Raw genomic sequence first — 20,589 nt, forward strand, 5'->3', positions numbered from 1 at the left:
GTACGCGGACCACGCCGGGTAGCGTCATATTCGACCTTGGGGGAGGCGTTCGGCATGGGGGAAAGTCACGCGTTCAGCGAAGCTCGACGGCGGCGTCTGGGACCGTTGGCCGTGTCCGTCGGCGGGCACTGCGGCGTGGGTTCGGCGACCATGGCCGCCGCGTTGCGGGCACGATTTCGATTGTCGTGCACGGTGGTCGGCGATGCCGACTCGCCTGACGCCGATCCACTAGGCGGCACCGACCTGCATGTCCGAGTGATCGGTGCGGCACCGCGCCGGTGTGACGTACGCGCGTGCGCCACCGATGCACTGTTGATCGTCGTCGCAGGCAAGGCCGACGTTCGTGACGACGCGCAGGCGGCGGCGTTCGCAGCCGCAGACACGCTCGGCCACCAGGTCGTGCCGGTGTCCGCGCTGCTGGCGTCGGCGACTGTCGGGCCGGCCGACCTGGATGCGCTCCGCGCGCGCGAACCGAGCGACGATGTGCTGTGTCGCTTCGGAGTTCGCGGAGTCGCACTCGCCACTGCCCGGTTGGCGGCCGAGCCGGGGATCACGGCAGACGCGCTCGCGGCGAGCCTGCACGCGGCGAGCGGTATCGGCGCCGTCGCCGACGCGATCCGGGCCGCGTCACCCGAGGTCGCGAAGCTTCGCGACGCTCGCCTGTGCAGAGACCTTCGCCTGCTCGCCGCACGCGACGTATCGCGCGAGGAGGCCGAGCGTGCTCTCGTGGGGGCACGACTGTGAACGGTCGGGTGAGTTCAGAATCAGGCGTCACCCGAACGGTGGTGTTGGGAACCCTCGGAGGCGACCCCGAAGGGCTCGCGACCGCGATCGGCGGTGACGCCGATGCGGACCCGGTCGGGTGCCGCGCGGTGGTGGTGCTGGATCTGTCGTGTGAGCCGGGAGCCGAGGAGCGTGAACTGCTCACCGCGCTGGCGGCGGGCGGAACCTCGGCGGCACTCGTCGCGACCAGAGTGGAGCGGTATCCGGACTGGCCCGGTCTCGCCGAGCGTGCCAGGGACATCCTCGACCCCGACCGTCGTCTCGCGATGTTCGCCGTCTCAGTCGAGACCGGCGGCGGCCTCGATGATCTGCGGCAGTGGTGCTCGACCGCCACGGCGGGATCGTCTGTACCGACCCGGCAGCCGACCGAGGTCGTCGCGCTAACCCCAGCCGAATCCCGCCGAGCGCCGCAGCGAACGCCGAGCCGTGCGGACCGTCTGACCGGCGTCCGTGCCGGTGTCAGCACGGCGCGGGCCGACGTCGTTACCGCAACGCGGGAAGCCTTCCAAGGCCTCGCGGTGACCGCCGAACGGGCGTGCGGGAGCCTCCGACTCCGCGACGTCGACGCGTACACGCGCTGGTTGAGCACCACGGTCGCCACCGTCGACGCCGTGGCGCAATCGCTGCTCACCGACCGGCTTGATCGGCTGCGCGCCGTCGCCGCTCTTGGGACCGACGAGACGGCCGGCCAACAGCAGCCGCCGACGAGCGGAGCGGTTCCGCCGCCGCCGGAGCGTCGCCCGAGCGCCGAGGACACCGTCGTGCTGTTGTTCGGAGTGACCGCCGGGTTCGGCGTCGGGCGGATGCTCGTGACTCCGATGGTGCAGTGGGCGGGCCTCGGCTGGGCGGGCGCCGTCCTCACCGCACTGACGGGACTGGCTGTCGCGGCCTGGATCGTGGGGGTCCGGCGGACCGCGTCGACGCGCGCGGCGCTACGCAGGTGGACGGCCGACACGGTGTCATTGAGTAGAACGGCGGCGGAGCACCGGCTGGCCGCACGGTTGAGCGCTGTCGAAGTCGGGCTCGGACGGCAGACATGGAACCGAATGCCCGCCCGGCGCGTCTAACCTTGTAGAAGGTGACGGAAGGCGTGATGGAGGACTGGTTCGGAGCTGAAGCCGCGGACGACGCAGTCTCCGCGGAATCTGCTGCTGCCGTCGACGCGGGCGACGACCTGTGGATCTACGACGACGGGCAGCTGTGGGATCTCGGCCCGGCAGACCTCGACGCTGACGCGGACGGTGTGCCCGACTCGATCATCACCGACGTGGCGGGTGATCCGGCGATCCTCACCGACACCGACGGAGACGGGCACGTCGACCGGCTGACTCGGCTGGAATCGTCCGGCGGTGTCACCGTCTCGGCCGAATCCGACGAACCGCTCCCGTGGAGACCCACATCACTCGGTCGGCTGCCGTGACGAATTCCTCGCCCAACCGACTGCCGGACCCCGGTGTGCAACGCGTATCCTCGACGACAACTGCGCCCGGACGGAACTACTGGCGCAGGCATTGCCGTTACTGAGGAGATCCGCATGACCGCTGCGACCATTCCGGGCCTCGAGCCCGGGAACGCCCCGACCACACACGCCGGACTGCTTGCCTGGGTGGCTGAGGTCGCCGAACTGACGCAGCCCGACCGGGTGGTCTGGTCGGACGGCAGTGACGAGGAATGGGACCGACTGTCGTCCCAGCTGGTCGATTCGGGCACCATGGTGAAGCTCAACGACGAGAAGAAGCCGAACTCGTTCCTCGCGCTCTCTGACCCCGCCGACGTCGCCCGCGTCGAATCGCGCACCTTCATCTGCTCCAAGACCGAAGAAGCCGCCGGACCGACCAACAACTGGGTCGACCCGGACGAGATGCGCGCGACGATGACCGAGCTGTACCGCGGCAGCATGCGCGGACGCACGATGTACGTCGTCCCCTTCTGCATGGGTCCGCTCGGCTCGGACGACCCGAAGCTGGGCGTCGAGGTCACCGACTCCGAGTACGTTGTCCTCTCGATGCGCGTCATGACGCGGGTGGGCCCGACGGTTCTCGAAACCCTCGGCACCGAAGGCTTCTTCGTGAAGGCACTCCACTCCGTCGGCGCCCCCCTCGAATCCGGCCAGGCCGACGTGCCGTGGCCGTGCAACCCGGAGAAGTACATCGTCCAGTTCCCCGAAGACCGCGTGATCTGGTCGTACGGATCGGGTTACGGCGGTAACGCGCTGCTCGGCAAGAAGTGCTACGCGCTGCGCATCGCGTCGGCTATGGCGCACGACGAGGGCTGGCTGGCCGAGCACATGCTCATCCTCAAGCTGATCTCGCCCGAGCAGAAGGTCTACTACATCGCCGCCGCGTTCCCGTCGGCCTGCGGTAAGACCAACCTCGCGATGATCCTGCCGACCCTGCCAGGCTGGCGTGCCGAGACCGTCGGCGATGACATCGCCTGGATGCGCTTCGGCAGCGACGGGCGCCTGTACGCGGTGAACCCCGAGTTCGGCTTCTTCGGTGTTGCACCGGGAACCGGTATGGACTCGAACCCGACCGCGATGCAGACCATCGAAGCCGGAAACACCTTGTACACCAATGTCGCGCGCACCGACGACGGCGACGTCTGGTGGGAGGGCATCGGCGATGCGCCCGACCACCTGATCGACTGGCGCGGCGACGACTGGACGCCGGAGTCGAACGAGAAGGCGGCACACCCGAACTCGCGTTACTGCACCCCGATGTCACAGTGCCCGACCCTGGCCCCGGAGTGGGACGACCCGCAGGGTGTGCCGATCTCGGCGATCCTGTTCGGTGGACGCCGCAAGACAACGGTGCCGCTGGTCACGCAGGCCCGCGACTGGGAGCACGCCGTGTTCATGGGCGCCACGGTCGGCTCCGAGCAGACCGCCGCGGCCGAGGGCAAGGTCGGCACCACCCGCCGCGACCCGATGGCCATGCTGCCGTTCCTCGGCTACCACGTCGGTGACTACTTCGAGCACTGGCTCAACATCGGTCGCCGCAACGGCGCCGAGCTGCCCGCCGTGTTCTACGTCAACTGGTTCCGTCGCGGTGCTGACGGTCGTTTCCTGTGGCCAGGATTCGGCGAGAACAGCCGTGTCCTCAAGTGGATGGTCGACCGCATCGAAGGCAACGTCGAAGGCGTCGACACCCCGATCGGTGTGGTGGCGAAGCCGGAGGAACTGGACTTGACCGGTCTGGACGTCTCCATCGACGACGTCGCAGAGGCCCTCGCCGTCGACGTCGACGAGTGGCGCGACGAACTCCCGAGCATCGAGGAATGGTTCGGCTTCGTCGGCGACAAGCTGCCGACCGCCCTCCGCAGTGAACTCGACGGCCTGCGCGAGCGCCTGGCCTGACCGCGACTCCCGGTTCGAGCAGTTGATCGAACCCGGGTTGTGCTGACCGAGTGGAGTCGAGATCCCCCAGGGGTCTCGACTCCACTCGTTTCTCGTTTGCGGCTGCTGGCTTGTCTCAGGGGAATTCCCGATAGCGCTTCGCCCCCGGATTTGGAACGCTGGGACGTATGACACACGCAGCTGGAGAAAACCAGCATGAGCAGATCGCCGCACGTGCCGACGTATTGGTCAAGACGTACGGGTCTGGTGACACCGTCGTCCACGCGCTGCGTGGCGTCACGATCGACTTCAAGGCGGGTGAGTTCACCGCGATCATGGGCCCGTCGGGCTCCGGCAAGTCGACCCTCATGCACTGCCTGGCCGGCCTCGACACGGCGTCCAGCGGCCGGGTCCGGATCGGGTCAGTCGACCTGGACGGGCTCTCCGACAAAGACATGACGAAGCTGCGCCGTGACCGCATCGGTTTCGTGTTCCAGGCGTTCAACTTGGTGCCGACGTTGACGGCGGAAGAGAACATCACCCTGCCGCAGGGGATCGCGGGACGCGAGGTCGACCGCGAATGGTTCGACACCGTGATCGGCAGGCTCGGTATCGGGGACCGGTTGTCGCATCGGCCGAGCGAGTTGTCCGGTGGTCAGCAGCAGCGTGTGGCCTGTGCCCGCGCATTGGTCGGCAAGCCGGACATCATCTTCGGCGACGAGCCGACCGGCAACCTTGACTCCAGATCGTCCGGCGAGGTCCTCGACATCCTGCGGGCGGCGACCGACGAGTTCGGTCAGACGGTCGTCATCGTCACCCACGATCCGCGGGCGGCCGCGTACGCCGACCGGGTCATCTTCCTTGCAGACGGTCAGCTGGTCCGTGAGCTCCGGCAGCCGGCCGCCGACGACGTCTTCGAAGTGATGAAGCATCTCGACGACGCGGCGCCTACCGGCTCCACCACCGGGGAGCACTGACGATGGGGTCGTCTGTGATGCGGCGAGTCTCTGTGCGGAGCCTGTCCTCGCACAAGCTCCGGCTCGTTCTGACCGTCTTCTCAGTGGTCCTCGGCACGAGTTTCGTCGCCGCTGCGCTCATCTTCACTTCGACTGTCTCGCAGGCGTTCAACTCGATCTTCGACAATGCGGCGCGTGGGGTCGCTGTCGAGGTGACGGCCGCCGAGTCCGATGCGCCCGGGGTCCCCGTCGAGCTTGTCGATGAGCTCACGAACAAGAAGGACGAGCTCGGCATCGATCGTCTCGTGAAGAACGTCGGCGGACCCGTCACCGTCGCCGACTCGTCCGGCAAACCCATCCAGACCGGTGGCGCACCGAGCATCGCGTCGGCGTATCTGCCGCCGGACCGGGCTATCGGCGATTCTGCGAACACCATCGTCGACGGTCGCGCGCCGAGCAACGCCGACGAGATCCTCATCAACAACGACGCCGCGGACAAAGCTGGGCTGCACGTCGGGTCCACGACGACCGTCGTCCTCGGGACCGGCGTGTCCGATCCCCTTCACGTGTCGGTCGTCGGCCTCACCGACATGCCGACGTCCACCGGTGGTTTCGTGGGCATCGCATTCGACGAGGAGACTGCGAACCAGTACTTCTCCGACGGCGAGTACGTCTCCGTCGTCGACATGACCGCGAAACCCGGCGTATCCGACACCCAGTTGCGGAACGCCGTGCACGCGGCGCTCGGCGATACGAGGACCGTCGACGAGCTGTACAAAGTCCGTACCGGGGACCAGGTCCGCGCGGACCAGAAAGCAGAGGTCGACCAGTTCTTGACGATCATCCAAGCCGTGTTCCTCGCGTTCGCGGCGATCGGCCTACTCGTCGGAACGTTCATCATCTACAACACCTTCTCGATGATCGTCGCCCAACGAAACAAGGAGCTGGCGCTGCTGCGCGCCATCGGCGCGAGCCGCAAGGACGTCTCCCGGTCGGTGCTGTTGGAGGCGTCGATCGTCGGTGTGATCGGCGGTCTCGTCGGTCTCGGCCTCGGGATCGGGATCGCGGCCGCCCTGCTCGCGTTCACGCAGTCGCAAGGGCTTCCGTCGAACGGCATCCAGATCGGTGCGACGGCGATCGTCGCCGCCCTGCTGGTCGGCGTCGTCGTCACAATGCTCAGCGCGTGGATCCCCGCGCGTCGCGCATCGCGGATCCCGCCGGTCGAGGCGATGCGCGCGAGCACGGTGGAGCCCGGAGCCGGATCGCTCCGCAAGCGGACGCTCGCTGCCGCGATCGTCGGCGTGCTCGGGGTTCTCGCGCTCGTCGTCGGCGGGCTCGGGGAAGGCACCGGCCACGCATTGATCGTCGGGCTTGGGGCACTCCTCGCTGTCATCGCCGTGGTGCTCGGCGCGCCCGCACTGTCGCAGCCGATCGTCAGCGGCTTCGGCGCGGTGTTCGCGAAACCATTCGGGACAGTCGGCCGGCTCGCGCGAACCAACGCCGTGCGGAACCCGCGACGATCGGCGGCCACCGCGTTCGCGTTGACGCTCGGGTTGATGCTCGTCGTCGTCATCGGCACGATCGGCACCTCCTTCAAAGGCACCGTCAACGACGCCGTCGACAAGGGCGTGACCGCCGATTTCATCATGTCGTCGACCAACAACGGACCGTTGCCGATCGGCGTCGCCGACACGGTTCGTGAGAAGGTCCCGGACGCGGGAGTCGTCATCAGCCAGGCCGTCGCGCCCTCGAAGCTCGACGACAAGCCGTTTCTGATGACGGCGGCGCTCGGCGGATCGCTCAACGACGTCGCCGTGGTCAAGACCGTGCAGGGCAGCATCGACGTGCCGGGCGACGGGCTCGCGGTCGACGAGTCGACCGCCCGCGACCAGGGATTCAAGCTGGGTGACAAGGTCACGCTCACCGCGCTCACCGGCGACGAAGTGCCGGTCAGGATCACCGGCGTCTACGAGGACAGTGAGGTGATCGGACAGCGGATCGTCGGCGCGGACGCCTATCGGAAGCTGGTGCCGGTGGAGACGATGCGTCAGGCAGTACCCATCTGGGTGAAGGGCAAACCCGGTACCGATGTCGACGAGTTGCGCAGCCAGATGGAGAACGCGACCAAGCAGTATCTCGTCGTCCAGATCCAGGATCGGGAAGAGTTCAAGAACTCGGTGTCGTCGACAGTCGACCAAATGTTGGTGACGCTGTACGCGCTACTCGCGCTGTCGCTGGCGATCGCGGTGCTCGGCATCATCAACACGCTCGCGTTGTCGGTGGTGGAGCGTAAGAAGGAGATTGGGATGCTTCGTGCGGTCGGTATGGCGCGGTCCCAGGTCCGACGTTCCATCTACCTGGAGTCGACGTACATCGCCGTGTTCGGTGCGCTGTTGGGCGTGGTTCTGGGGCTCGCGATCGCGATCCCGCTCGTCCGGACTCTCGCCTACTGGGGGCTCGACGCCGTCGTCATCCCATGGACTCTGATCGGCGGAACGTTGGTCGGCGCGGCGGTCGTCGGTGTCGTCGCCGCACTGTGGCCTGCGGTCACAGCCGCACGGACGAGGCCGCTCGAAGCCATCGTTGAGTCGTGACTGTCGAGTCGTGACCGTTGAGTCGTGACTGGCGAGTCGTGATCGTGGTCGACCCACTAAGTTGGGTGCCATGAGCAACCGGAACACCACTCGTACAGTTGTGCTGTCTGTGGTGGTGTTCGTGGCCTTGATCGCGTTGATCGTGGTCGCGGTGCTGGTGGTCAAGGACGAGACGTCCTCGACCACCGGCACCGCTCCAGCGACGACCACTGTCCCGGCCACGAGTGAGTCGAAGCCGCCGTCGTCGACCACAGAGACACCGACGTCGACGACGCCGGAGCCGACGCACACGAGGCCGACGGGCGAACCGGGCAGTGTGATCTATCAACTCACCGGGAACGGAGACGTCGTCGGCGTCGCCTACCACTCGGGCGGTCGGTCGCGGATCGTCGTCGTGACGGGAACGCCCTGGCAGCAACGCACTACCGTCACCGATCGGCGTGCCGAAGTCTCCGGCATCGTCGTCCGTGGCCGGATCACCTGCACGATCATGCAGGGCGAAGAATTGTTGGCGTCCTCGACGTCCGGAGTCGGCCCGTTCAGTTGTAGCGCGGCTCTGCCCCGCTGACCAGCGGGGCAGGGGACGCCCAGTCAATCGGCGGGTGGAGAGCGTTTGTGTAACACCAGGACGAGGTTCGTCGCACCGACCTCCCGCACCCCGGGGATTTTGACGACCGACCACGCCCATCGTGGCAGGTAGCGGGGAAATGCGAGACGAAAGTCGACGTCGCCTGCCCCACGTGCCCAGCGCAGGCCCGCGGCCGCGGTAATCGGGAACAGAGACTCCCCGAACAGATTCTTCGGCGGATGCCCGTGCCGCCTGGTGTACATGCGTGCCGCGCGGTGCCCGCCGAGGTAATGGGACAGCCCCATCTCGTGGCCACCGAACGGACCCCACCACAGGGTGTAGCTGAGAACGACGGTGCCGCCGGGTCTCGTCACGCGGACCATCTCGTCGGCCATCTCCCATGGCCGGTCGGTGTGCTCGGCGACGTTCGACGAATAGCAGATGTCCACGCTGCCGGTCTGGAACGGCAGGTGTTGGCCTTGCGCCCGGACCGCCGTCCGGTGATCGAGGCCTGCGGCGTGCATCTCGCCGGCATCGGGCTCCACCGACAGATAGCGGGCGCCCGCGTCGGTGAATGCGTCGGCGAAGAACCCTGGACCGCCGCCGACGTCGAGGACCGTCGAACCGTCGAGCGAATCGCGGTGCAGTTCGGCGATCATCGTCGCGGTGTCGTCGGCTAACGCACCGTAGAAGCGGTCGGGGTCGGTCTGTTCGTGGCGGAACTCCCGAAACAGTCGCACCGAACGGGCGACGGTGGCTCGGCGCGCGAAGCTCGACGACGACATCGATCTAGCGTCGCATACCCTTGTTCGGGTGACCCCGCCGACCGACGTGCTGCTCTTGTGCTGGCGCGATACCGGTCACCCGCAGGGCGGTGGCAGCGAACGGTATCTCGAACGCGTCGGCGCCGAACTCGCGCGACGAGGCTTCCGCGTCACTCTTCTGACCGCGGCGTATCCGGGCGCGCCGCGCCGCCAGATGTCCGACGGGATTCGAGTATTGCGGGCGGGCGGGCGGCTCACCGTGTACCTGCGCGCGGCCGCGACGCTCACCGCGGCCAGGTTTGGCCGGGGCAGGCTCGCCGGATACCGCCCGGACCTCGTCGTGGACACGCAGAACGGTGTTCCGTTCTTCGCGCGGCTGCTGGTCGACGCGCCGACCATAGTTCTGGTGCATCACTGCCATCGGGAGCAGTGGCCCGTGGCCGGCCCGGTGCTGTCGCGGGTCGGTTGGTTCGTCGAGTCGCGGCTGTCGCCACACGTGCACCGCGCGAGCCGGTACGTGACGGTGTCCGAGCCGTCGGCGGCGGAGCTGGTACACCTCGGCGTCGACCGTTCCCGGATCACGGTGATCCGCAACGGCGTCGATCCGGTTCCCGACGGGCTCGCCGTGGCGCCGCGCCGCGCGGGAGTGCGGTTGATCGCCGTGTCGCGCCTCGTCCCGCACAAACAAGTCGAGCACGCGTTGCACGTGGTCGCCACCCTCGCTGGTCGTGGCGTCGACGTGCACTTGGATGTCGTCGGCGGTGGCTGGTGGGACGACGAGCTGCGTTCTGCCGCGGCTAATCTGACGATCGAACGACGTGTCACGTTCCACGGCCACGTCGCCGATACCCGTAAACACGAGCTTCTGGCGGCAGCCGACCTGCATGTGATGCCGTCCCGCAAGGAGGGGTGGGGGCTGGCCGTCGTGGAGGCCGCACAACACGGCATACCGACTGTCGGCTACCGGAGCTCGGCCGGACTCACCGACTCGATCGTTGATGGCGTGACCGGGCTCCTCGTCGACGACCTCGACGACCTCACCCAGGCGGTCGCTGATCTCGTCGCCGACGGTGAGCGGCTGGTTCGGCTCGGCGACGCCGCGATGAAGCGTTCGCGCGAATATTCGTGGGCGGCGACCGCCGACGGATTCGAGTCCATGTTCGGTGAACTCTAGCCCGACGTTCACACTAACCCGGTGACACCAAATAGCAGGTAGACCGCGTCAGGCAGCTCGTCTGGGCCGGCGGCCGCAGGCGACCGCTCCGGCGGTGAGTGCAACGAACCACAAACTGAGCGCGGCGATCGCCGCCACCCACGCAGCGGTACTCGGCGAGGGCGCGGGAATGGCGTCGGGAAGGCGAAACAGTCGCAGGTGGTCGCCGGTTACCACTTCGTCGGCTCCCGCAGCGAGTAGCGCGGGCGGATCGGCCTCCTCGCTGATGACCCAGCCGACGCCGAGCTGCGCCAGGCGGGCCGGGTCGCCGCCGTCGTCGAGGACGGCCACAATGTCGGCGACCCGACCGCTGGGCGTGTCGAGCGGTTCACCGTCGACGACGAGGGTTCCGTCGACGACGACGGGCGCGTCGATCATGCGGGGCAGCGGCGACAAGGACGGCCCGTCGGTCCAGGACAGTGATCGGACCGTCGCTGTCGGCCAGACAGCGACGGACGTCCCGTCGCCGTCGCCAATAACGTCGGCGACGTGCGTGTAGTCGGTGGGGATCGCGACCGACCGGACCTGACCGCCGACGCCCCAGCCGAGATCCGGGAGCGGCGCGACGATCAGCAGGCCGATCACGGCGGCGGCGAAACCACCGGGCACCCACCGTCGTAGGACGCTGACCGCGGCCGCCGCGGCGAGTGAGGCGAACGGGACGACCAGCGCCAGATACTTCTGTGCATCGCGCACCAGGCCCGCGCCGGGGACGTGGGCGAGGAGAGCATCCATCACGGCGACGCCGGGGCCGGTCGCGCCGACCGCGACCAAAACGACGACCACAAGTGCGAGGAGGGCGAGCACCATGCGGGGGTCTCGATGGCGGCCACCTTGAACGGAGTCGAAGGGCGCGGCGGGCGACGTGAATATTCGGACGGTTCCGACGACGAGCACGGCGAGGAACACTGCGGTCGCGACCGCCGCCCACCACGTAGTCCGACTCGTCGGCACGGCATCGGTGTTCCAGATCCCGCCCAGACCGAGCGCTGTGCCGAACGAACCGAGTCCGGGCTCGGCACGTAGCGCGAATGCGCTTGCACCGCTTGATGACCCGGAGGCGTCGGATACCGCGGAGGCGACCAGCCACGGCGACGCGGTCGCCACCCAGCCGACGCCGCAGGCCAGGCCAGCGCCCACGCCCGGCCGTGCTGCGACCGCAGCGGCGGCGGCGATCGTTAACGCGAGAATCGAACCGGTCGGGGTGAATCCTGCCGCCGCGAACAGACCGACGAGCAGTATTGCGGGGCGCCACGAGCGTCGGTCGCCGAGATCGAGGACCGCCAGCACGATCGGGCCGAGTGTGGCGTACCCGATCAGCAGACTCCACTGCCCTTGCAGGAGTCGTTCGGCGACGAACGGATTCCAGATCCCAACGGCCGCGGCGGCGATGGCGCCCGCGGTGCCTGCCTGCGGCACGAGGCGTCGTGCGAGCCTGCCGAACCCGACACCCGCGCCGAACACCGCGGCCGTGGTCAACAACGCGACGAGCCATCCGCCGTCGACCACCCGTGACACCAGACCCAGGATCGCATCCTGTGGGACGGCGCGGGGCGCGGAACCGTCGACGCCGAAAGCGGCCCCCGACAACGAGAACTGAGGCACCGACACCGCGTCGCGGTACACCAGATGTCCGCCGTACAGGGGCACACAGATCAGCGCCGTCAGGAGCGCGCTGACCAGGTACAGCATGTGATCAGTAGTGGAACGTGTCGGTGGACGCGTGTGATTGGTCAGATACGCCGTAATCCTTCGACACGATGTTGTACGAGCGGGCCAGGTCGAGGATCTTCGTCGCGCGGGCGATGCGCGGCAGGTCTGAACCGTTGCGGATTTCGCCGCCGTCGCCCTCGAACTCGGTGAAGAACTCGCGCGCCCAACTGATGTCGTCCAACGACGGCGACAGCCCGTCGTTGACCGCCGCGCACTGGTCGGGGGTGAGACAGATCTTCCCGGTCATGCCGAATTCGGAACTGACCGCCGTCGCCTCGCTGAGCTTGAGTGGATTGGACCCGACAGTCGGGCCGTCGATAGCCGACGGAAGCCCGGCGGCTTTCGCGGCGATCGTGAACCGCGATCGCGCGTAGGCGAGTGTCGTCGGGTTGTCGCCGAAACCGGTGTCGCGGCGGAAGTCGCCGATGCCGAACGCTAGGCGGAACGTCCCCTTCGCCGATGCGATCTCCGCGATGCGTTCCAAACCTCGCGCCGTCTCGACGAGGGCGACTACCGGGATGTTCGGAAGCCGTCGCGCGGTTTCGGTGATGTGGTCGACGGATTCGACCATCGCCAGCATGACGCCGCCGATGGACGTCGACCCGAGCGCGGCGATGTCGGCGGACCACCACGGGGTGCCGAAACCGTTGATGCGCACCCAGTCGGTGTTGCCGTCGTCGAGCCACCGTACGACGTTGTCGCGGGCGGCGTCCTTGTCCTTCGGGGCGACGGCGTCTTCGATGTCGAGGACGACGATGTCGGCACGCGAATGCGACGCGGCTTCGAAACGCTCGTGCTGGGCTCCGTTGACGAGCAGCCAACTGCGCGCGAGCACCGGGTCGATCCGGGATCCGATGTCGGAGGGATCGGGCGCGGTGAATTCGGTGTCGTACATCGACTCTCTGCCTACTGTGTCTCTACGGTACTGGGATGATCTACGGGTTTTGGCGCGGATGCCGCCGCGCAAGTGTACCCGCCGGTACGGGCACACTGGTGCCATGACGATCACCGCGCGTGCGCAGCGACCGGGCGCCACTGTGCGTGCGCTCGGCGCGGTCACCGTCGGAACGTTGCTGGCGAACCTGCTCGCCTATCTCGTCCAGGTTCCGGCGAGCCGGGTCCTTGGGCCGGATGGGTTCGGCGAGTTCTCCGTTCTCAACGCGGCGATGCTCGTCCTGTCGGTGCCTGCGCTCGCGGTGCAGGCCGTCGTCGCCCGCGAAGTGGTGACCGGGACGTCGCGCCGACGTCTGTGGCGATTGATCGGCGTAGTCGGTGTCCTCGTCGCTATCGGGTCGGCGGTCGGCGTCGGTGTGATGATGCAGATCGCGCACACGTCGTGGTCGGCGACGGTGGCCGCGCTGGCCGGGGCTGCGCCGCTGGCCGTCATCGCGGGCGGGCAGGGGCTCTTACAGGGAACCGGGCGGTTCGGTCTGCTCGGTGGGGTCCTCGCCGGGGTCGGCGTCGCCAAATCGGTGCCGATCGTCGCCGCGGTCTGGGCGGGCGCGGGGCCGACGGGCGCGCGCGCTGCGGGGACCGTCGGCACAGTCGTCGCCGCGGCCGTAGTCGCGGGTGTCGCGGGGTGGCGGGGCGGCGGCATCGATACCGGGCGGGCGAGTTCGCCGGTATCGATGTGCGACGTGCTGTCGGCGTCGAGCGTCCAGTTCGTGATGATCGTCGCGGTGTCGGTCGACCTGCTGCTCTCGCGGTCGGTCCTGTCAGCGGGCGACGCGGGCGTGTACGCGTTGGGCGCGGTCGCGACGAAGGCCGCGTTCTGGCTGCCGCAAGCGATCGGCGTCGTCGTCTATCCGCGACTGGCCGATCCGGTCCGATCCGGCGCCGCATTGCGCCGCGCGGCAGGCGTCCTCGCCGGTATCGGCTGCGGTGTCACCGTGCTCGCCGCCGTCTGCGGTCCACTGGTGCCGATCGCGATCTCCGACGACTATCGACCCGTCGCCGGATTGATGTGGCTCTTCGCGGCGACCGGGTCACTCCTCGCCGTACTGCAGTTGATGCTGTTGGCGGCGATCGCCCGCAATCGCGCTCGCGGCGCAGTCCCCGCGTTCGCCGTCCTCGTCGTCGAAGTCGTCCTGATCTTCTCCGTCGCCGACTCCGTCGTCACCCTCGCGGCGCTCGCTGCAGGCGCTGCCGTCTCGTCGGTGATCGGGACGTGGGCCTGGGTGAGGATGGCGGGTTAACGGCGTTTCCGTCGGTCGCGCAGTGTCACGACGACGCCGACGAGCAACGACGCGACGCCGAGCACACCGAACACGATCGGCAGGATCAGTGTGGTGAGCGTGACCGGCCAGTCGCGTGCGGACGCGATGTCGGCGGCGTCCTGAAGACTCTGCGGGTCGCTATGCAGCGTCGTGTCGACATTCGTGAGCCGGAAGTCGGCGAGCTCGGGTGACCTCGACGCGATATCCGGCGTGAAGCGGTACTCCTCGACCAGCCGAACCCGCTCGTCGACGACGACGCCGGTCGTCTCGTCGACGAACAGATCGCGCTGCGCCGAATAGCGAAGCGCCGCCGTCAACGGTTCGTCGGCCCGCACGCCGGGGAACGAACCGAACCACGACGCCGGACGCGTAATGACCGCGCGTGTGTCGACGCGCGAGAGGTCCGCGTCCTCGACCGATGTCGCGAGGTGGACGGTCTTCCGGCCCGCGACGGTCTGCGTCCCCTCCCGCGTCAACGGCACCGGCGTGCGACTCACGATGTCGAAGTACGTCAGGTCCGAGCCGGCGAACTCGAACGGCAGCACGTAGGTGAAGCCCGTCCGGTCGGGGAGCGGCACCGCGGCCTTCGTGTCGTCGTACTGGACTTCCGACGGCTGCCCGGTCGGCAGCGCGGTGCGGCGGTCGATCGTCACCCGGTCGATCGTCGCGGACAGAGTCTCGGTGTCGCACACGTCGTCGGCATCGACGGACTCGCCGTCCACCTGGTATTTGCTTACACCGAATGACGTGCCCGCCTGAAGCGTGACGACGTCCGAGTCGGCGGGACGCACCGCGACGATGCGCCGCCGTTGTTGAACTTGAGCGTCGAGCACTTGAGCCCGCGGCTCGTCGATGGAACAACGGTTCAACACACGCGCGCCGTCCGAACCGTCGGCGACCCACGTGACATCGACGTCCAGTGGGATCTTCTTCAACGACGCGCCGACAACTGGACCCAGCGCGATCGCGCCCGCGAGCAACAACGCACCCAGGAAGAACGCGGACGGCGCCAACAGATCTCGCGCATGCAAACGCTGTGACGGGGTCTCGGCCATGCCGTCGACTGTAGGGCACGTGCCGCGACTGCGGCCGCTACTGTGGACCCGACGATGAAGGACCACACATGAGCGCTGCGACCGCGCCCGCCAAGCGCTTCTACCCGCAGCTCGAAGGGATGCGGGCGGTCGCCGCCGTCGGCGTCCTCACCACGCACGTCGCCTTCCAGACCCGATCGCTGCACTGGCCGGTGATCGGTCCCGTCCTCGGCAGACTCGATCTCGCCGTCGCACTGTTCTTCGCATTGAGTGGATTCCTTCTGTGGCGGCCCTACGCGAGCGCCGCACGCGGTGGGGCCGGCCCGCCGAACGTCCGCCGCTATCTCCGCCACCGCTTCGTACGCATCTGGCCCGCATACGCAATCGTCGTGACCGCGGTCCTCCTGCTGTTGCCGCAGGCGCGCGACGCGTCGCCGACCGTGTGGATCGCCAACCTCACCCTCACCCAGGTGTTCGTCCCGCTCACCCTCGCGCCCGGCCTCACCCAGATGTGGAGCCTGTCCGTCGAAGTCGCGTTCTATCTGCTCCTCCCGATCATCGGATATGGCCTCGTCGCGCTGCGAGGACGACGCGCACGCCTGCGCATCCCGCTGATCCTCGGGGTGAGCGTGCTCAGCCTGGGCTGGGCGTGGCTGGCGAACCTCTTGCCGCTCGCCGACGGCGTCGAAGGAAAGAACTGGGTCTTCGGGCATCTCCCGTGGTTCGCGGGCGGGCTACTCCTCGCCGAGATCGTCGCCGCCGTCCGGACGGACGCCCTGGACGCGGCGTCCCCGATCATCCGGGCGTCGTCGAACCGGCCGCTGATGTTCGCGGTGCTCGTGATCGCCTATGGTCTCGCGTCCACCCCGCTCGCCGGCCCCGTCGGGCTCGCCCCCATGAACGACCCGCAGTACGCTGCCAAAATGGTGCTCGGCGGGATCTGCGCCTACGCAATCCTGGCACCCCTCGTCCTCCGGGACGGACCGTTCCGATTCCTCGACTCCCCGGTCATGGCTGCGCTCGGCCGCTGGTCGTACGGGATCTTCATCTGGCACGTCGCCGTCCTCACCGCCGTGTTCGGGCTGTTCGGGATCGTCGCGTTCGACGGCCATTTCGTTCAAGTCTGGCTGCTGACCGTCGCCGTCACGGTGCCGGTTTCGGCCGCCAGCTACACGTTCGTTGAAGAGCCGTGCCGCCGGGCTCTCGCCCGCCGCGAGAGGCGCCGCTCGAACACCGCCGAGAACACCGCAGCCGACACTGAGACCAGTGCCGCCAGCTGAGGCAGCACCTCGTACCCGGCGTACGCGGCGCCGGACTGCCATGGGCCTGTCGCGAGCGCGACGGTCGCGATCGACATCGCCGAGAAGACCAGCGTGACACGGGTCGTCGCCGAAGCGTAGGCGACGACGATGCCGGTGACGGCGGCCGCGAGCAGGCCCCACACGCCGGTCAAAAGGTAGGCGGTGGCGAGCGGGAAGACGGCGAGCGGGAAGACGGCGAGCAACGCGGTCTCGAGCGGTGAGGTGTCGACGGTCGGTCTGGTGAGCGTGGCCTCAACTCCGCGCGACCGGCGTGTCGGCCAGAACGCGGCGGCGAACAGCGCGGCCACGAGGATCAGTCCCACGACAAGGACCCACCGGTACGGCGTGTCCAGGTCGAAAGTGAGGGCGATCGTTCCCGCGGCGCCCGCGGGGACGATCCAGCCCTGCTGCCAGCCGTTGACGACAATCGGCTCCAGGTCGTGGCCGTCGAGGCGGGCATGCCAGCCGGTGTTAGTGCTCTCCGGAACCGACAGGACACGCGAGGTATCGGCGGCGTCGACGACCGCCTCGCGCGAGGTCGCACCCCAAGTTCGGGTCTCGGCGGGGACACTCGTCCCGACCGGGTCGGGACCCGGCGCGCGCAGTTGCACCGAGTCGACGGTGAACGCGTCGCCGGGATTGACCATCACCTCCTGCTCACCGGCGGGCAATTGCAGTGGCTCGCCCGAGCACACCGTCGCGACCACCGGATCGCCGTCGCGCAGCGCCCGCGCCGTCGTCGCCACCTGCAGCCGTTCGATCCGTCCCGCCGCCGACAGTCCGAGGCCGAGCGGACCCTGCGGATCGGTGTCGCAACCGACGGCGATCGGCCGGTCCAGGTCGGCGGCGGCCGACGTCGCCCCAGCTGCGGCGGACCCGGCGGAACTCGGCAACACTTCGACCTCGGCGATGCCTGCGGGCGACTGCCGCGCGAAACCCAGCTCGTTGACATCGATCAAGTCGCTCGTCTCATCGACGGTCACCACGATCCGGTCCGTCCGTGTCGGCGTCAACGGCACCGTGCCGTCGTCGCGGACCCGCACGGTCTGCTTCTTCTGGCCGCCGCCGAGATCGACGGTGACGCGGGTCGGGCTCGCCGGATAGTCGTCGGGCAGCGTTAGCTTGAGTCCGGACACCTCGCGGGTCGACGGCAGGTGCAGAGTCAGTGACGGCTTCCGCGGCTTCTTGCCGTTCGACGCCGGTGCCTCGGGTGCGGTCCACACGGTGCGAGGGTCGCCGTCGACGACAGCCGACGCGTTCCCTCGGGGGTCGGTGACGCCAGCCGCGCCCTCCGCCGTAACGGCGCCGGCCCGCGCGAGCAGATCGTTCAACGCCCCGCCCGTTTTCGGCCGCAGGACCACGCTCGGGGTCACGTTCGTGTCCGACGGCACCGACACCGCACGCCCGAAGGTTCCGGGCGCCTCCGGCGCGATCCCGAGAGTCGGCGCACAGCGGACACGGTCGTCGTCGGTCACGCATTCGGCGCGGCTGCCGAGCTCGTTGTACAACACCCACCCGTCAACCCGGTCTGCTGCGTCGAGCTCGGGCAGGACCACCCGGTGCCGGACCGAGTAGTCCAGTCCGCTGCCCGCATCCGACAACGCGACCTCCGCGAGCGCGAACTGATTGCCCGACGTGCCGTCCGCGGTGCGGATCGCGCGGATCTCGACACGCCGCGTCTGGCCTGCGGGCGCGACGATCCGCGTCGGCACACCCGGCTCGACGTCAGTGACCACGGTACTGCCCGCATCCGTGGTCACCAGCAGCGACGACACGTCAGAACCCAGCGCTTTCGCCGTCGTCACCGTCAACGCGAGATTGCGGTGCGGCTGCGTGAACTCGAGCGCCACCCACCGTCCGACCGCCGATTCGAGGCCGCGACTCACCCACGCCGTGTTCACATCGCCGTCGAACGCCGCCGTCGATGACGCCGACGGAACCGTTCGACCGGGCTGAGTCGCGTCGGCCGCCGACCCCGACGAGGTGACCCGCACTTGGCCGGGCTCGTTGTTCAGCAGCCATTCCCCGCGCACCAATGGTGTGTCGGCGACCGGGTAGTCGGCGACGGCGTTCTTCGTGAGCCTCGGATCGTCCGGCGCCCGGATCGACGACGAATGGTCGTCGACGCGGCCGAAGTCGGTCTCCCGGTCGGCTGGTGTGTCGGTGACGATCAGTCCGGGTCCGTCTCCGACGCCCGCGCGTCGTGCATCGGCGGTCATGATCGCCGTCCCGAGGGCTGGCCGCCCCATGCGGGCGCGCGCCTCATTGATCGCGGCCAACGACTCCGGTCCGCCGTTCACCCGAGGCATCTCGTCGAGGGGAGTCAGCAGCGGACCGGTACTGCGCCCCGACCCGACGCGGTACACGGTCACCGCAGGCATTGTGGGGCGAAGCCCGTCGTCGACCACCACGCCGTCGACGGTCGGCGGGGCCACTTCGGGGCCGAACCGCGCGACCTCGGAGACTCGGGGGGAGCGGCGCAGCGCGTCCGCGACCACGATCGGCCGCGCCGACCGCGACGACGCCGGATCGAGGTCGGCGCGCAGCACCACGTAGCCGACTCCTTGAGCGGCGAGCGTGTCGGCGAGGGCTGCCGAACCACGCCCGGACACGAGATCGCGCTGCACCGAGTCCATCGCGCGGATCGCGCCGGGCGGCGTCAACGGAATCGCGTCGCGAACCGCCCACGGTGCGTCCGAGAGCGCTTGTAGCGGCTCATCTCGCGTCAGACCCCAGATCTGGTCGGCGAACGGCGCCCCCGGCACGACGAGAGCGCGGGAGTCGCCCGCATGCTCGTCGAGCCAGTCGGCCGTCTGATGCCAGTAGGCGGGAATCGCGTCGTAGCTCGACGTCGGTGCCAGCCCGCCCGTCCATGCGAGCGACCCGGCCCCGACCGCCGCGGTCACCACGACCATCGTCGCCGCGGCCGGGCGAGCCCACCCGTTGGCTTTCGACGGCGCGGCCAGCAGCGACCGGAACGGCACGCGTGCCAGCAGGTGTGCGATACCAAAGACCAACGGCAACCGGATCAACGGCTCGAACTTGTGGACATTGCGTAGCGCGGCGCCGCTGCCGTCGAGGAACCCGCGGACCGTGTCGGCTATCGGCGACCCGAGAGCTCCCGGGTAACCGAGGCACATGGCGGCGAGACCGATAATCAGAAGTCCGAGCCATCGTCGACGGTGCGGCATGGCGCGCATCGCCAAACCCGCCAGGCCGGTGGCGGCGAGCACGCCGGTCGCGAGGACGGCCGCCGAATCGGACACGAGGACGGCACCCGCCGCGCGCTCCCCGGACACGAACGGCGTCCACGACCCCGTCCCGCGCAACACTTCGGTGAGCGACGTCCACTCGGTGGTCACCTGCGCCGACTCGATGAAATCCAAGAAGGGCGGCGACACCCGCGCCAGCATCAGCAGAGGTACCGCCCACCACAGGCAGGCGGCGGCGAGTGCCGGAACCCAGGAGCAGGCGAACCGCAGGCCAAGGCGACGACGGTCCCGATCACGCGTGCACGTCGCGGCCGCCCACCACAGGACAGCGACGCTCACCGCAGCGCCGGTGGCGACCGCGTTCACCGCCCCCATCAGGGCGATAGCGCACCCCGAGCGTGCGGCCTCCCGCCACGCGGGCCTCGTCGACGTCGCGTCGAGGACCCGGATTATTGGCAGCAGAACCCACGGGGCCAGCATCAACGGCAACGTCTCCGACGAGATGGTTCCCAACGTCGTGATGACGCGCGGCGACGCGACGAATACGACCGCCGCGATCAATCTCGACCCGAACGACCCGATCCGCAGCGCTTCGGCGACGCGGACGACGCCGACGAACCCCACAGTCAGCAGGATCGCCCACCAGAATCGCTGGACGATCCACGGTGGGATGTGAACGAGGTCGCCGAGGGCGAAGAACGCGCCGTGCGGGAACAGATAGCCGTACGCCTGGTTCTGGATCTGCCCCATCGGCATCGTCGGCGACCACAGGTGCGTCGCCTTCGCGAGAAAGCCGATCGGGTCGGCGGTCAGATCGAGTTTCGTGTCCGGCGCCACCTTGCCGGGAGCCTGCCAGAACGAGACGAGCGTGAAGATCAATGCGGCCACTCCGACGCCACGT

Annotated in this window: 15 protein-coding genes; 10 read left to right on the forward strand and 5 right to left on the reverse strand. The window is 68.7% G+C overall.

Annotation, left to right across the window (positions count from 1 at the left end; all coding sequences use genetic code 11):
- Positions 1–54 precede the first annotated feature (54 nt).
- From MP11Mi_RS07770 to MP11Mi_RS07800, 7 genes are all read left to right on the forward strand, one after another.
- A complete protein-coding gene (locus MP11Mi_RS07770; RefSeq protein ID WP_420041712.1) occupies positions 55–744 on the forward strand; it encodes a hypothetical protein in 690 nt (229 codons plus the stop codon).
- A gap of 8 nt (positions 745–752) precedes the next feature.
- Positions 753–1,850 (forward strand): hypothetical protein, encoded by a 1,098-nt coding sequence (locus MP11Mi_RS07775; RefSeq protein WP_420041713.1) that lies wholly within the window; start codon positions 753–755, stop codon positions 1,848–1,850.
- An 11-nt stretch (positions 1,851–1,861) separates the two neighbouring features.
- Positions 1,862–2,203, forward strand: a complete 342-nt coding sequence (locus MP11Mi_RS07780; RefSeq protein WP_420041714.1) for a hypothetical protein — start codon at positions 1,862–1,864, stop codon at positions 2,201–2,203.
- A 114-nt stretch (positions 2,204–2,317) separates the two neighbouring features.
- The gene (locus MP11Mi_RS07785; RefSeq protein ID WP_420041715.1) at positions 2,318–4,138 is read left to right on the forward strand and encodes a phosphoenolpyruvate carboxykinase (GTP); all 1,821 of its coding nucleotides are present in this window, start codon (positions 2,318–2,320) and stop codon (positions 4,136–4,138) included.
- 167 nt (positions 4,139–4,305) lie between these two features.
- Complete coding sequence (locus tag MP11Mi_RS07790; protein ID WP_420041716.1) at positions 4,306–5,094, forward strand: ABC transporter ATP-binding protein; 789 nt, start codon at positions 4,306–4,308, stop codon at positions 5,092–5,094.
- A gap of 2 nt (positions 5,095–5,096) precedes the next feature.
- Positions 5,097–7,667: an ABC transporter permease gene (locus MP11Mi_RS07795; RefSeq protein ID WP_420041717.1), complete on the forward strand. Its 2,571-nt coding sequence runs from the start codon at positions 5,097–5,099 to the stop codon at positions 7,665–7,667.
- Positions 7,668–7,737: 70 nt separating this feature from the next.
- Positions 7,738–8,235: a hypothetical protein gene (locus MP11Mi_RS07800; RefSeq protein WP_420041718.1), complete on the forward strand. Its 498-nt coding sequence runs from the start codon at positions 7,738–7,740 to the stop codon at positions 8,233–8,235.
- A gap of 23 nt (positions 8,236–8,258) precedes the next feature.
- Here MP11Mi_RS07800 and MP11Mi_RS07805 read toward each other — a convergent pair whose 3' ends face one another.
- Positions 8,259–9,020, reverse strand: a complete 762-nt coding sequence (locus MP11Mi_RS07805; RefSeq protein WP_420041719.1) for a methyltransferase domain-containing protein — start codon at positions 9,018–9,020, stop codon at positions 8,259–8,261.
- Positions 9,021–9,048: 28 nt separating this feature from the next.
- Between MP11Mi_RS07805 and MP11Mi_RS07810 the strand changes: the two genes are divergently transcribed.
- Complete coding sequence (locus tag MP11Mi_RS07810; RefSeq protein ID WP_420041720.1) at positions 9,049–10,173, forward strand: glycosyltransferase family 4 protein; 1,125 nt, start codon at positions 9,049–9,051, stop codon at positions 10,171–10,173.
- A 48-nt stretch (positions 10,174–10,221) separates the two neighbouring features.
- On the opposite strand, the gene MP11Mi_RS07815 is transcribed toward MP11Mi_RS07810, so the two are convergent.
- Together MP11Mi_RS07815 and MP11Mi_RS07820 are read right to left on the reverse strand one after the other, a co-directional pair.
- A complete protein-coding gene (locus tag MP11Mi_RS07815) occupies positions 10,222–11,904 on the reverse strand; it encodes a hypothetical protein (protein ID WP_420041721.1) in 1,683 nt (560 codons plus the stop codon).
- A 4-nt stretch (positions 11,905–11,908) separates the two neighbouring features.
- Entirely contained in the window at positions 11,909–12,820 is a 912-nt protein-coding gene (locus tag MP11Mi_RS07820) for an HpcH/HpaI aldolase/citrate lyase family protein (RefSeq protein ID WP_420041722.1), read from the reverse strand.
- A gap of 103 nt (positions 12,821–12,923) precedes the next feature.
- On the opposite strand from MP11Mi_RS07820, the gene MP11Mi_RS07825 reads away from it, so the two are divergent.
- Positions 12,924–14,120, forward strand: coding sequence for a polysaccharide biosynthesis protein (locus tag MP11Mi_RS07825; RefSeq protein WP_420041723.1), 1,197 nt, complete (start codon positions 12,924–12,926; stop codon positions 14,118–14,120).
- Here the strand turns inward: MP11Mi_RS07825 and MP11Mi_RS07830 are convergent.
- Positions 14,117–15,196 carry a porin PorA family protein gene (locus MP11Mi_RS07830; RefSeq protein ID WP_420041724.1) on the reverse strand — a complete coding sequence of 360 codons (1,080 nt, stop codon included), beginning with the start codon at positions 15,194–15,196 and terminating at the stop codon, positions 14,117–14,119. The genes MP11Mi_RS07825 and MP11Mi_RS07830 overlap by 4 nt on opposite strands.
- 68 nt (positions 15,197–15,264) lie before the next feature.
- Here MP11Mi_RS07830 and MP11Mi_RS07835 point away from each other — a divergent pair, with 68 nt between their 5' ends.
- Complete coding sequence (locus MP11Mi_RS07835; protein WP_420041725.1) at positions 15,265–16,455, forward strand: acyltransferase family protein; 1,191 nt, start codon at positions 15,265–15,267, stop codon at positions 16,453–16,455.
- On the opposite strand, the gene MP11Mi_RS07840 is transcribed toward MP11Mi_RS07835, so the two are convergent.
- Positions 16,344–20,576 (reverse strand): DUF3367 domain-containing protein, encoded by a 4,233-nt coding sequence (locus MP11Mi_RS07840; RefSeq protein WP_420041726.1) that lies wholly within the window; start codon positions 20,574–20,576, stop codon positions 16,344–16,346. The two genes, MP11Mi_RS07835 and MP11Mi_RS07840, sit on opposite strands and share 112 nt — an antisense overlap.
- Between the last annotated feature and the right edge of the window lie 13 nt (positions 20,577–20,589).

It is taken from the genome of Gordonia abscondita (genome assembly GCF_032711245.1).
In the GTDB taxonomy this organism is placed as follows: domain Bacteria; phylum Actinomycetota; class Actinomycetes; order Mycobacteriales; family Mycobacteriaceae; genus Gordonia.